This window comes from Phycicoccus sp. CSK15P-2, assembly GCF_016888005.1.
GTDB lineage: Bacteria > Actinomycetota > Actinomycetes > Actinomycetales > Dermatophilaceae > Phycicoccus.
This window is the reverse complement of the sequence record NZ_JAFDVE010000027.1, coordinates 1-12446: the sequence shown is the minus strand read 5'-3', so window position 1 is coordinate 12446 and position 12446 is coordinate 1. Positions and strand designations below refer to the sequence as shown.

Annotated in this window: 11 protein-coding genes and 1 pseudogene; 3 read left to right on the top strand and 9 right to left on the bottom strand. The window is 73.1% G+C overall.

Annotation, left to right across the window (positions count from 1 at the left end):
• Positions 1-5: 5 nt before the first annotated feature.
• Positions 6-634, bottom strand: a pseudogene (locus tag JQN72_RS15525) (PIG-L deacetylase family protein).
• Between the two features lie 121 nt (positions 635-755).
• On the opposite strand from JQN72_RS15525, the gene JQN72_RS15520 reads away from it, so the two are divergent.
• The 3 genes from JQN72_RS15520 to malQ all read left to right on the top strand — a co-directional run bounded on the left by JQN72_RS15520 (position 756) and on the right by malQ (position 4921).
• Entirely contained in the window at positions 756-1079 is a 324-nt protein-coding gene (locus tag JQN72_RS15520) for a DUF3311 domain-containing protein (RefSeq protein WP_204136043.1), read from the top strand.
• Positions 1076-2722 (top strand): monocarboxylate uptake permease MctP, encoded by a 1647-nt coding sequence (gene mctP, locus JQN72_RS15515; RefSeq protein ID WP_204136042.1) that lies wholly within the window; start codon positions 1076-1078, stop codon positions 2720-2722. Before JQN72_RS15520 ends, mctP begins: the two co-directional genes overlap by 4 nt.
• Positions 2723-2788: 66 nt before the next feature.
• Positions 2789-4921, top strand: coding sequence for a 4-alpha-glucanotransferase (malQ, locus tag JQN72_RS15510; RefSeq protein WP_204136041.1), 2133 nt, complete (start codon positions 2789-2791; stop codon positions 4919-4921).
• Between the two features lie 95 nt (positions 4922-5016).
• Here malQ and JQN72_RS15505 read toward each other — a convergent pair whose 3' ends face one another.
• From JQN72_RS15505 to JQN72_RS15470, 8 genes are all read right to left on the bottom strand, one after another.
• A complete protein-coding gene (locus JQN72_RS15505) occupies positions 5017-6048 on the bottom strand; it encodes a type IV toxin-antitoxin system AbiEi family antitoxin (RefSeq protein ID WP_204136040.1) in 1032 nt (343 codons plus the stop codon).
• Between the two features lie 341 nt (positions 6049-6389).
• On the bottom strand, positions 6390-7097 hold the full coding sequence (locus JQN72_RS15500; RefSeq protein WP_204136039.1) for a type 1 glutamine amidotransferase: 708 nt from the start codon (positions 7095-7097) through the stop codon (positions 6390-6392).
• Positions 7097-7828, bottom strand: coding sequence for a VIT family protein (locus JQN72_RS15495; protein WP_204136038.1), 732 nt, complete (start codon positions 7826-7828; stop codon positions 7097-7099). Before JQN72_RS15495 ends, JQN72_RS15500 begins: the two co-directional genes overlap by 1 nt.
• Entirely contained in the window at positions 7821-8129 is a 309-nt protein-coding gene (locus JQN72_RS15490; protein ID WP_204136037.1) for a 4a-hydroxytetrahydrobiopterin dehydratase, read from the bottom strand. Before JQN72_RS15490 ends, JQN72_RS15495 begins: the two co-directional genes overlap by 8 nt.
• A 71-nt stretch (positions 8130-8200) precedes the next feature.
• Positions 8201-9328: an ABC transporter ATP-binding protein gene (locus tag JQN72_RS15485; RefSeq protein WP_204136036.1), complete on the bottom strand. Its 1128-nt coding sequence runs from the start codon at positions 9326-9328 to the stop codon at positions 8201-8203.
• Positions 9325-10344 (bottom strand): ABC transporter ATP-binding protein, encoded by a 1020-nt coding sequence (locus JQN72_RS15480; RefSeq protein WP_204136035.1) that lies wholly within the window; start codon positions 10342-10344, stop codon positions 9325-9327. Before JQN72_RS15480 ends, JQN72_RS15485 begins: the two co-directional genes overlap by 4 nt.
• A 7-nt stretch (positions 10345-10351) precedes the next feature.
• Positions 10352-11341, bottom strand: coding sequence for an ABC transporter permease (locus JQN72_RS15475; protein ID WP_204136034.1), 990 nt, complete (start codon positions 11339-11341; stop codon positions 10352-10354).
• Positions 11338-12345 (bottom strand): ABC transporter permease, encoded by a 1008-nt coding sequence (locus JQN72_RS15470; protein ID WP_204136033.1) that lies wholly within the window; start codon positions 12343-12345, stop codon positions 11338-11340. The genes JQN72_RS15475 and JQN72_RS15470 overlap by 4 nt, the downstream gene beginning before the upstream one ends.
• Positions 12346-12446: the final 101 nt, after the last annotated feature.

The window sequence follows — 12446 nt, the reverse complement described above, 5'->3', positions numbered from 1 at the left end:
GAGTCTCAGACCTGCTCGAAGGGCCAGCCCTCGACCATCCCGGGCTCGCGGCCGGGCTCGACGTAGTGCTCGAAGCCGAACATGGTGGTGAAGACCTCGGCCGGCAACGCGAGCATCATCCCGACATCGCCCGCATGGCGTCGCGGTTCATCGTCGCCTCGAGCACCCGGGGCCGGCGGGCCGCGAGGTCCGTGGCCCGGTGCAGCACGCGATGGACCTGCACGTGGTCCGGATGGCCGTAGCCCCCGTGCCAGTCGTAGCCCACGACGACGTCGGCGTCCTCCTCGTCGAGGACGGACGCCACGCGCGCCGCCGCCTCGTCGACGTCGACCCCGACGAACGCACCCTCGCCCGAGTTCTGCTCCCACCCCGACATCCCGGAGTCGGCGTAGCCGAGCCACACGACGCGGTGCAGGCCGATCGCCCGGGAGGACGCCTCGAGCTCGCGGCGACGGCGGTCGACGACGGTCTCGCCCTCCGCGAGGTCCTCCGGGGGCATGCCGTGGTCCCCGTCGGTGGCGGTGACGAGGACGACGCGGTGGCCGTCGTCGACCGCGCGGGCCATCGAGCCGGACGTCTGGGACGCCTCGTCGTCGGGGTGGGCGTGGAGGAAGACGATGGTGGACGGGCCCAACCTGCACCGCACGTCCGACGGCCGAACCACCAGGCACGAAACCCCCCGCCCCGGCCCTCCGGCTCCTACCGTGTCCCCTGGCCCGGGCCCGCCGGGTCTCCGTGTGGAACAAGGAGGTTCCATGAGCCCCACCGACCGGAAGGTCCCCGAGGAACCGGGGCGCGCGGCCGTCGACCACGACACCGTCCCGCCGGCACGCACCGGCCTGCTCGTGCTCGCCGGCGTGCTGCTCCTCGTCCCGATCGTCGCCCTGATGTGGGTCGGCAGCTACAGCCGGGTCGACCCCAAGCTCGGCGCGTTCCCCTTCTTCGTCTGGTACCAGTTCCTGTGGGTGTTCATCACCTCGGCGCTGACGTACACGGCGTACCGCATCGTCCTCGTCGCCCGCCCGCACCGGCCGATGACCGGCGACGACGCCACCGCCGGGACGGGGGAGGGCCGATGAGCGGCATCGACGGCGTCGCCCTGACCGTCCTCGTCCTCCTGTTCCTCCTCGTCACCGGCCTGGGCTTCTGGGCCACCCGCTGGCGGCGGCCGACCTCCATGGAGTCCCTCGACGAGTGGGGCCTCGGCGGACGCTCGTTCGGCACGTGGATCACGTGGTTCCTGCTCGGGGGCGACCTCTACACGGCGTACACCTTCGTCGCGGTCCCGGCCGCGATGTTCGCGCTCGGCGCCGTCTCCGGGTTCTTCGCCGTGCCCTACACGATCGTGCTCTACCCGATCATCTTCGTCTTCATGGCGCGGCTGTGGTCGGTGAGCCACCGGCACGGCTACGTGACCACCGCCGACTTCGTCCGCGGCCGGTTCGGCTCCCGGGGCCTGTCACTCGCCGTGGCGGTCACCGGGTTCCTCGCGACGATGCCCTACATCGCCCTCCAGCTCGTCGGCATCCAGGCGGTGCTCGAGGTCGTCGGGCTCGGCGGCGGCGGGAACATCGTCGCCAAGGACGCCCCGCTCTTCATCGCCTTCGCGCTGCTCGCGGCCTACACCTACTCCAGTGGTCTACGGGCGCCGGCGGTCATCGCGTTCGTTAAGGACACCCTCATCTACCTCGTCATCCTCGTCGCGATCATCTACCTGCCCGCGAAGGTCGGCGGCTGGGGCGAGGTGTTCTCGGCGGCGGAGGCGAAGATGACCGCGGCCGCGCCGGACGGCAAGCCGGTGGGCTCCTTCGTCCCGGCGGAGTCGGCACACTGGGCCTACGCCACCCTCGGGCTCGGCTCGGCGCTCGCGCTCTTCATGTACCCGCACTCGGTCACGGCCAGCCTGTCGGCGAAGTCGCGCAACACGATCCGGCGCAACGCCTCGATCCTGCCGGCGTACAGCTTCGTCCTCGGCCTGCTGGCCCTGCTCGGCTGGGTCGCCATCGCGGCCGGCACCACGCCGGTCGGGCTCGACGGCGAGCCGAACGCCCAGCTCGTCATCCCGCAGCTGTTCGAGGACATGTTCCCGTCGTGGTTCGCGGGCGTCGCGTTCGCGGCCATCGCGATCGGGGCGCTCGTCCCGGCGGCGATCATGTCGATCGCGGCGGCGAACACCTTCACCCGCAACATCTACAAGGAGTGGCTCAAGCCGGACGCCACACCGCAGCAGGAGGCCAAGGTCTCCAAGCTCATGTCGCTGCTCGTCAAGGCGTTCGCGCTCGTGTTCGTCCTCGTCCTCGACAAGCAGAACGCGATCAACTTCCAGCTCCTCGGCGGCATCTGGATCCTCCAGACGTTCCCGGCCGTGGTCCTCGGGCTCTACACCCGCTGGCTGCACCGCTGGGCGCTGACCGCCGGATGGGCCGTTGGGATGGTCTACGGGACGTGGCAGGCGTGGAACGCGGCCAACCCGCGCTCCGGGGTCGACCACTTCGGCTCGTCGCTCGCGAACATCCCGGTCATCGGCGAGCTCGGGTACATCGCGCTCACCGCGTTCGTCCTCAACCTCCTCGTGGCGGTCGTGCTGACCCTCGTCCTGGGCGTGGTCAAGGCACCCCCGGGCGAGGACGAGACCATCCGCGGCGACTACTTCGCCGACGAGGACGACCCGCGCGTCGTCAAGGACCTCGACGCGCTGAGCCCCTCGACGCCCACCCACTGAGCCGCAGGTGGCGGCGGGTGCGGGCCGGCGGTCCGCACCCGCCGCCGTCGTTGGCAGGATGGGTGCATGCAGCCCGACGCCCCGACCCCCCGGCTCGCCGAGCTCGCCCAGGCCCACGGAGTGGCCACCGAGTACTGGAACTGGCTCGGCCACCACGTCACCGTGCCGGCGGCGTCGATCGTCGCCGTCCTCGCGGCCCTGGGCGTCGACGCCGCGGACGACGCGGCCGTCGAGGCCGCGCTCGCCGACCACGCGGACGCGCCCTGGCGGCAGACCCTGCCCCCCACCGTCGTGACCCGGGCCGGTCGCCCGCACCCGGTGCCGGTACACGTCCCGGCGGGGTCGGGCGTACGGGTCTCCGTCGAGCTCGAGGACGGTGGCCGGCGCGAGCTGGCGCAGGTCGACCGCTGGGTGCCGGACCGCGTCGTCGACGGTGCGCCGGTGGGCCGGGCGGCCTTCGAGCTGCCGGACGACCTCCCCCTCGGCTGGCACCGGATCGTGGCCGACGCGGACGTCACGCCGCTCGACCCCGCGAGCACCACCGCGACGCTCGTCGTGACTCCGGAGCGCCTCGAGCTGCCCGGTGAGTCCGCCGAGCGCCGGGTCGTCGGGCTCATGGCGCAGCTGTACCAGGTCCGCTCGGCGGGGTCCTGGGGCGTCGGCGACCTGCGCGACCTCGCGGAGCTCGCGTCCTGGGCCGCCACCTCGCACGACGCCGACTTCGTCCTCGTCAACCCGCTGCATGCGGCCGAGCCGGTCGTGCCCATCGAGGCCTCGCCCTACCTCCCCACGACCCGGCGCTTCGTCAACCCGCTGTACCTGCGCGTCGAGGACATCCCGGAGGCCGGCACGCTCGACCCGGCGGCGCGACGACGGGTGGCCGAGCTCGCGGCCCGGGGGCGCGCGCTCAACGCCGGCGACCGGATCGACCGCGACGCGTCGTGGACGGTCAAGCGGGAGGCCCTCGAGCTCGTCTTCGACGCCGGACTCCCGCCGGAGCGCGCCGCGGAGCTCGCCGCCTACTGCGCCCGCGAGGGGGACGGCCTGCTGCGCTTCGCCACGTGGTGCGCGCTCGCCGACGCCCACGGCCTGCCGTTCACGGCCTGGCCCGAGGAGCTGCAGGACCCGGACGGGCCGGCGGTCGCGGCGTTCGTCGCCGAGCACCCGGAGGCCGTCGACCTCCACCGCTGGATGCAGTGGCTCCTCGAGCAGCAGCTGGCGGCCGCGCAGGACGAGGCGGAGACGGCGGGGATGGCGCTCGGCGTCGTCCACGACCTCGCGGTGGGGGTCCATCCGGTCGGGGCGGACGCCTGGGGGCTCGGGGACGCGCTGGCCCGCGGCGTCACCGTCGGCGCGCCACCGGATCCGTTCAACCAGCTGGGGCAGAACTGGTCGCAGCCGCCGTGGCGGCCGGACCGACTCGCCGAGCAGGGCTACGCGCCGTACCGCGACATGATCCGCACGGTGCTGCGCGACTCCGGTGGCATCCGGGTCGACCACATCCTTGGGCTGTTCCGGCTCTGGTGGATCCCGCTCGGCGCGAGCCCGGCAGAGGGCACCTACGTGTACCTCGACCACGAGGCGCTCGTCGGCATCCTCGTGCTCGAGGCGCAGCGGGCCGGGGCGGTCGTCATCGGCGAGGACCTCGGCGTCGTCGCACCGAACGTGCGGGACGTGCTCGTCGAGCGCGGGCTGCTCGGCACGTCCATCCTGTGGTTCGAGTTCGACGGAGACCGGGTGCGCACGCCCGAGGAGTACCGCGAGCTGTGCCTGTCGACCGTCACGGTGCACGACCTGCCGCCGACCGCCGGCTACCTCACGCTCGAGCACGTCGCGGTGCGTGAGGGTCTCGGGCTCCTGACCCGGCCGGTCGAGGAGGAGCGCGAGGTCGAGGAGGCGTCCATCGGACGGGTGCGCGCGGCGTTGGCCGAGCGCGGGCTGCTCGCGGCGGACGCCGGGGTCGAGGACACCGTCGTCGCGCTGCACCGGTGGCTCGCCCGCACCCCGAGCCGGATGCTCGCCGTGGCGCTTCCCGACCTCGTGGGCGACCGGCGGGCCATCAACCAGCCCGGGACACACGAGGAGTACCCCAACTGGCGGCTGCCGCTCGCCGGGCCGGACGGCGAGCCGGTCGACCTCGACGACGTCCGTTCCGCACCGCTCGCCGGACCGCTGTTCGACGCTCTCCGAGGCGACTGAACGCCGACCGCCCGGTGGTCTCGGCGCTGTTCGAGGTGGAGTTCGACCTCGAGACGGTCCTGCTGCTGCCCTCGGTGGCATCGACATGGGGGTGATCACCCCGACTCGGATGCCATCAGCGGCGCCACCTGAGCCGTCTCTGCCGGTGCCGAGGCTGCGCGTGCCGGCGTGCCCCACACGTCCTGTGGCGTTGCGCGGACGGCGGGCCTCAGTCGGGCACGAGCGACCTCGTAGCCGGCCTCGACCCGCGCACGCACGGCACCGGGGTCGGTGCGGATCCGGTGCGGAGTCACCCCGACGACGACGATGCCGGCCGTGGTCAACCGGCTGTCGCCGTCGACCGTGGCGTCCCAGTCGGCGCCCTGGGCGTGGTAGCGGTGCGAGTGCACCATGACGGCGAGGGCGACGTCGTCGAACCACAGGTCCGGCGTGAGGAGCCGCACTCCGGCGGATGTCTCGAGCCGCGGGTTCGCCCACCCCTCCGGCAGGACCGTCGAGCCGCGCAGCAGCTCGACGAGCTCGGCCTCCGGCCGTGACCACACCCCCCGCGCGGCGTCCTCGAGGGCGGCGCGAACCCCGGACGTCTGAGTGGGACGGGCACGGTGGACCCACTCGACCAGGTCGTCGAGCGTCGCCACCCGGCGCTGGACGGCCTCGACGAGGATGGCGGACGCCGTGGACGGGGATCCGGCGCTCGTCGCAGCGTCCACCGCTGCGCGCGCCGGCGAGCAGACCCGCAGCGGTCCTCGCGTGACGATGTCGGGGTCGTGCAGCACAGTCCGGGTGACCCTGGCGAACCCCGCCTGGCGGCTGGCCGCCGGGCGCGGGACGAGGAGATCGACCGTGCCGGTCTCGCGAGCCGTGGTGATGCCGTGCCATGCCGCTGCCGAGGCACCCGCGAGGACCGAGTCGGTGCCGCCCCACAGGAGGGCCGCGACGAGACGCTGCCGAGGGCGGGGCTCGGCGCGGTCCATCAGGACGACCCGGGGGAGCACCACGCGCCAGGTACGGCCGGCGTGCCAGCGCCACCGTTCCTCGGAGACCCCTGCGGCCAGGAGCTGCGCCCTCGTGGCCACGCCGTCCTGTCTCGCGAGAAGCGTGGTCACAGCGGTCGGGAGGTCGTCCATGGGACGAGCGTGCGACGACCGCCCGCCGCCCGGCCACCGGCTGCCGCGTCCCTGTGGATCATCGTGCCGTGGCCTCGTCCTGTGGACGGGGCCCGCGACACGCGCGGTTGCCCCCTGAGAAGGCGGCGTCGGTGGTGCCATTCCTGGCGCCGCTCGGTGGTGTCCCTCGGTGTCTTGCCTGCTGGCGTCCCCGGTGGCGTCGAAAGCGGTGTGATCACCCCCATCTCGATGCCACCGGCGCCGCCACGAACCGCGTCAGGCGGTGGTGACGCGCCGATGCGGCGGTGAGGTGCCGACGCGATGTGGCGCGGGTCCGTGGCGGCGGCTTTCGCCGGGGCAGCTCAGGCGAGGAGGGCGGCGAAGCGCTCGGCGAGCGGCTGCCATGCGGCCCGAAGCCGGTCGCGTGCTGCCTCCACCTGAGCCACCAGGGTCCGCTCGGCGTCGCCGGCGCCGTCCGGGCGCTCCGAGCGCACCCAGTCTTCGAAGATCTCCGGTGAGGTCTCCGGGTGGAACTGCACGCTCCACGCCTGGAGGCCGAGCCGCAGCGCCTGCGGCGAGCCGTCGGGCAGCCGGGCGAGCACCGTCGCCCCGGGCGGGACCCGGTGCACGACGTCGTCGTTGAAGTGCACCGCCGGTGCGCCGTCGCCCCCGGCGAGCAGGGCGTCCCCCTGGCCCTCCGGCGTGAGCGCCACCGGCACGACCCCGATGGTCCGGCCGGCCGGGTTCGGGCCCGCCGCGCCGCCGAGCGCCACGGCCGCCAGCTGGTGGCCGAGGCACACCGCGAGCACGGGCTCCCCGGCCCGCACCGAGACGCGCAGCAGCTGCTTGGTCGGGGCCAGCCAGGGGTGCTCGGAGTCGTCGTTGGCCCCCATCGCCCCGCCGAGGACGACGAGCCCACGGTGCCCGCCGTCCGCCAGGCGTTCGGGCACCGGCTCCCCGAGGTCCCCACGGACGACGTCGAGCTCCACGCCGGCGTCGGCCCACCACTCGCCGAGCCACCCCGCAGGTGCGTCCGGCTCGTGCTGGACGACGAGCAGCCGCCCGCCCATCACCCCACCTGGGTGCCGACGAGTGAGCCGATGCCGTAGGTCACGGCCATCGCGAGCAACCCGCCGAGCACGACCCGCGCCGTGGCACGCCGCGGGTCGGCGTCACCGAGCCGAGCGCTGAGCACCCCCGTGCAGCCCAGTGCGAGCACGACGGCAGCGACCGTCACCGGTACCCGCCAGGTCAGCGGTGGGAGCACGATCGCGAGCACGGGGAGCAGCGCCCCCGCCGTGAACGCCGCCATCGACGCCCAGGCCGCATGCCACGGGTTCGTCAGGTTGTCCGGGTCGATGCCGAGCTCGACGTCCGCGTGGGCCCCGAGCGCGTCGTGCCGGGTGAGCTCGACGGCCACCCGGTGGGCGAGGTCGGGGGAGAGGCCCTTGGCCTCGTAGAGGCCCGCGAGCTCGGCGAGCTCGGCGTCGGGCTCCTCGTGCAGCTCGCGGACCTCCTTGGCGATGAGGGCCCGCTCGCTGTCGCGCTGGGTGCTCACGGAGACGTACTCGCCGACCGCCATGCTCATCGCGCCCGCGGCGAGACCGGCCAGCCCGGCGGTGAGGACGGCACCACGGCTCGTCGTGGCCGCGGCGACCCCGATCACGAGCCCGGCGGTGGACACGATGCCGTCGTTCGCGCCGAGGACCGCCGCCCGCAGCCAGTTGAGCCGCTCGGAGAACGAGCGGTCGTGTGGCTCGACATGGGTGGCGGAGACCGTCACCGTGTCGGGCTCAGCCATCGAGCGAGGCCCCCTCGGCGCGGGCGGCCTCGGAGATGCGGTGCGCGAGCTCGATGTCGAGCTGGGTGAGCCCGCCGGCGTCGTGCGTCGTGAGCAGCCAGCGCGTCGTCCGCCACCGGATGTCGATGTCCGGGTGGTGGTTCATCTGCTCGGCCTCGTCGGCCGCGGCCGCGACGATCCGGATGGCCGCCGGGAAGTCGGGTGCCTCGATCGTCGCCAGGATGGCGTCGCCCTCGCGCGACCAGCCGGGCAGGTCGGCGAGCTGGCGGGTGACCTCGTCGTCAGTGAGGAGTCGGCTCATGCCGCCATCATGCTCCCGCGCGGTCACCGGTGGCACCCCAGGCAAGCCTCACCGAACCGGGCCGGGCCCGGTCAGCGGTCGTCGTCGCCGTCGTCGCGGATGGCCTGCTCGGTGGAGGTGGCGCTCACGTCGTGCGGCCGGATCTCGCCGCGCTCGATCTGCTCGGCCCAGTGGCAGGCCACCCGGTGCGACGACGGCACGCCGTCGACCTCGACGACCCGCAGCTGCGGCCGTTCGTCGTCGCAGCGGGTCTCCTGCCGCCACGGGCAGCGGGTGTGGAACCGGCAGCCCGCAGGCGGGTTCGACGGTGAGGGCAGGTCGCCGACGAGGAGGATCTGCTCACGGCGGTCCTCGGCGACCGGGTCGGGCAGCGGCACCGCCGAGAGCAGCGCCCGGGTGTACGGGTGCAGCGGCTGGGCGTAGAGGTCGTCGGCGTCGGCCTCCTCGACGATCCCGCCGAGGTACATGACGCCGATCCGGTCGCTGATGTGCCGGACGACCGCGAGGTCGTGCGCGACGACGAGGTAGGTGAGGCCGAACTCGTCCTGGAGCTCCTCGAGCAGGTTGATGACCTGTGCCTGCACCGAGACGTCCAGGGCCGACACCGGCTCGTCGGCGACGATGAGCTTCGGCTCGACCGCGAGCGCGCGGGCGATGCCGATGCGCTGCCGCTGCCCGCCGGAGAACTCGTGCGGGTACTTCTTGAGGGCGGCGGCCGGCAGGCCGACGGCCTTGAGCAGCTCGCGCAGCCGGGTCGCCAGGGCCTTCTCGTCGCTCGCGAGGCCGTGCGCCTTCATCCCCTCGACGAGGAGCGACTCCACGGACTGGCGTGGGTCCAGGCTGCTCATCGGGTCCTGGAAGACCATCTGGAAGTCCTTGCGGCGGGCCCGCAGCTCCTTCCCCCCCAGCGACGCGACGTCGGTGCCGTCGACGACGACCGACCCCTCGGTGGGCGGCTCGAGGTTGAGGATGGCCTTGCCGAGCGTCGACTTGCCGCATCCGGACTCGCCGACCAGGCCGTAGGTCTCGCCACGCCGGATCTGCAGGTCGACACCGTCGACGGCGTAGACGTAGCCGACGACCTTGTCGAAGACGACGCCACGCTTGATGGGGAAGTGCACCTTGACCCCGCGCGCGTCGACGAGGAGGTCCCGCTCGCCCTCCGCAGGCGGCGCGGGGGTCGCGTCGGTCACCGTCATCGGGACACCTCCACGGGGTTGAAGCAGCGCAGCGCTCGGCCGGCGGACTCCTCGAGCCCGGGGCTCTCGGCGGTGCAGCGGTCGACCGGCTGCGAGCAGCGGGGCGCGAAGGCGCACGCGTGCGCCCACGGCAGGTTGTCGGCGACCGAGCCGGGGATGGGGTCGAGCGGCGCCCCGCGCTCGCCGTCGAGCCGCGGGATGGAGCCGAGCAGCCCGTTCGTGTACGGGTGGCGCGGCTCGGCGAAGAGCTCGTGGCGCTTGCCGCGCTCGACGATCCGGCCGCCGTACAGGACGTTGACCTCGTCGCAGAGCCCGGCGACGACGCCGAGGTCGTGGGTGATCATCACCAGCGCCGTACCGGTGTCCTCGACGAGGTCCTTGAGCAGGCCGAGGATCTGCGCCTGGATCGTGACGTCGAGCGCGGTGGTCGGCTCGTCGGCGATGAGCAGCCGCGGCTCGCAGGCCAGCGCCATCGCGATGAGCGCACGCTGGCGCATCCCGCCGCTCATCTGGTGCGGGTAGTCGGTGAGCCGCCGGTCCGGGTCGGGGATGCCGACCCGGTCGAGGAGGTCCCGCGCGACCGGTGTCGCGGCCTTGCGGGACATCCCCTTGTGGCGCTCGAGGACCTCGGTGACCTGTCGTCCCACGGGGACGACCGGGTTCAGCGAGGACAACGGGTCCTGGAAGATCATCGCGATGTCGCGGCCGCGCCGGTCGCGCATCTCCTGCGTGGGCAGCCGCAGGAGGTCGGTGCCCTCGTACGTGGCGGTGCCCTCGACCCTGTTCCCCCGGGCGGGGAGCAGACCCATGATCGCGAGCGACGTGACGGACTTGCCGCAGCCCGACTCGCCGACGAGGCCCACGGTCTGGCCGGGGCGGACGTCGAAGCTCACGCCGTCGACGGCGGTGAAGGGCTCCTCACCGTGCCGTGTGAACGTGACCCGCAGGTCGCGCACGGACAGCAGCGGCTCCTCGCCGCGGGTGGTCGAGGACGGGGTGGTCGCCGTGGCGGTCATCGGCGCCTCACCTCCTGCTCTTGGGGTCGAGGGCCTCGCGTAGCGACTCGCCCATCAGCGTGAAGCCGAGCGCGACGACGATGATGCACAGCGCGGGGTACACGGCCAGGTGCGGGTTGTCGTAGATGTACGGCTGGGCACGGCCGAGCATCTGGCCCCACTCCGGCTGGCGGTCGTTCGGGTTGCCGAGGCCGAGGAAGGACAGCGCCGCGGCGTCGATGATCGAGACGGCGAGGACGAGCGTGGACTGGACGATGACCGGGCCGAGCGAGTTGGGCAGCATGTGCCGGAACACGACGGCGCGCTCGGTGACGCCGAGGGCCCGGGCGGCCAGCACGTGGTCGCTGTGCCGCTGGGCGAGCATCGAGCCGCGCAGCAGCCGGGCGAAGATCGGCACCTGCACCGCGGCGACCGCGATGATCACCGTGACCTGGCTCGGCCGGGTGGCCAGCGCCGCGATGGAGAACGCGAGCAGCAGCGACGGGATGGAGAGCAGGACGTCGACGACGCGCATGACGAACGAGTCGACCCAGCCGCCGAACGCCCCGGCGAGGATGCCGAGCGTCAGGCCGCCGGTGAGCCCGAAGAGTGTGGCGAAGACGCCGACGATGAGGGTCTGCTGGCTGCCGACGAGCAGCCGGGAGAGCAGGTCGCGGCCGGCGTCGTCCGCGCCGAGCGGGAAGCCCGGCTCGGGCCCGGGGACCGGGTTGGACTGCGGGCGGACCTTGGAGAGGAGCAGTCCCTCGGCCGGGTCGTGCGGCGCGATGAACGGGGAGATCAGCGCCAGCACGACGAACACGAGGGTGATCGACGCGCCGATGAGGAACACCGGGTTCCGGCGGAGACGCTGCCAGGCGCTCGCGATGAGCGAGACGCCGGGCTTCTCGTCGACGGTCCCCGCCTCGCGGACGTGCTCCGGGGGAGGGGTGCCGCCCGCCGTCGCGGCCAGCGCGTCGATCCGCTCCTTGCGGCGGCTCATCGGGCCGGCGGGGCTCATCGCGTCCTCACCCTCGGGTCGATGACCGCGTACGAGATGTCGACGAGGAGGTTGATGATCACGTAGATCCCGGCCGCGGCGAGGATGAGCACCTGGAGCACCGAGTAGTCGCGGTACTGGAAGGCGTCGGCGAGGGCGTTGCCGATGCCTCCGTAGTTGAAGACCTTCTCGGTGAGCACCGCCCCCGCGAGGAGACCGCCGGTCTGGAGACCGATCGTCGTGACCACCGGGAGGAGGGCGTTGCGCATGATGTGCCGCCCACGGATCGTCCGGGCGGTGAGGCCCTTGGACTCGGCGGTGCGGACGTAGTCCTCGCCGATGACGTCGAGCACGGACGCCCGGGTGATCCGGTAGATGACCGCGAAGGGGATCGTCGCGAGCGCGACGGACGGGAGCACGAGGTGCTTCAGCGCGCTCGCCGAGCAGTCGAGCTCGCGGGTGAGCAGACCGTCCAGGACGAAGAAGTTCGTCACCCGGGTGCAGCTGAGGTTGTCCTGGCGCCCCGAGACGGGGAACCAGTTGTGCTCGACGGCGAACTGGTACTTGAGGAGGAAGGCGAGGAAGAAGACCGGGACCGCCACGCCGATGAGCGAGAGGACGACGAGTCCGCTGTCGACCGGCGAGTTGGACCGCCGCGCCGAGACGTACCCGAGCGGGATCGCGAGGAGCACCGCGATGAACAGTGCCGAGAAGCTGAGCTCGATCGTCGCGGGCAGCCGGTCGAGGAAGATGTCCAGCGCGTCGGCACCCGGGAGGACCCGCGTGGAGACCCCGAAGTCGCCGTGCGCAGCCCGCTCGAGGAACTTGCCGTACTGCACCCAGATCGGCTGGTCCAGCCCCAGTGCCTTGGTCAGCGCCTCGCGCGTCGCGGGGGTCGCCCGCTCGCCGAGGATCGCCGAGACCGTGCCACCGGGCAGCGAGCGCAGCCACAGGAAGATCAGCAGGGACAGGACGAAGACGACCACCACCATCTGGAGGAGTCGTCGGATGATGAATCTCGCCACGGGAAGGGCTCCTCGGTGCCGTGAGACGTGGGGGGGGGGGCCCCCCCCCCCCGCGGGGGGGGGGGGGCCCCCCCACCACCCCCCTGACGGGGGGGGGGGGC

Coding starts and splice junctions, on each gene's coding strand:
- JQN72_RS15520 (WP_204136043.1), top strand. CDS start 756: ATGAGCCCCACCGACCGGAAGGTCCCCGAGGAACCGGGGCGCGCGGCC.
- mctP (WP_204136042.1), top strand. CDS start 1,076: ATGAGCGGCATCGACGGCGTCGCCCTGACCGTCCTCGTCCTCCTGTTC.
- malQ (WP_204136041.1), top strand. CDS start 2,789: ATGCAGCCCGACGCCCCGACCCCCCGGCTCGCCGAGCTCGCCCAGGCC.
- JQN72_RS15505 (WP_204136040.1), bottom strand. CDS start 6,048: ATGGACGACCTCCCGACCGCTGTGACCACGCTTCTCGCGAGACAGGAC.
- JQN72_RS15500 (WP_204136039.1), bottom strand. CDS start 7,097: ATGGGCGGGCGGCTGCTCGTCGTCCAGCACGAGCCGGACGCACCTGCG.
- JQN72_RS15495 (WP_204136038.1), bottom strand. CDS start 7,828: ATGGCTGAGCCCGACACGGTGACGGTCTCCGCCACCCATGTCGAGCCA.
- JQN72_RS15490 (WP_204136037.1), bottom strand. CDS start 8,129: ATGAGCCGACTCCTCACTGACGACGAGGTCACCCGCCAGCTCGCCGAC.
- JQN72_RS15485 (WP_204136036.1), bottom strand. CDS start 9,328: ATGACGGTGACCGACGCGACCCCCGCGCCGCCTGCGGAGGGCGAGCGG.
- JQN72_RS15480 (WP_204136035.1), bottom strand. CDS start 10,344: ATGACCGCCACGGCGACCACCCCGTCCTCGACCACCCGCGGCGAGGAG.
- JQN72_RS15475 (WP_204136034.1), bottom strand. CDS start 11,341: ATGAGCCCCGCCGGCCCGATGAGCCGCCGCAAGGAGCGGATCGACGCG.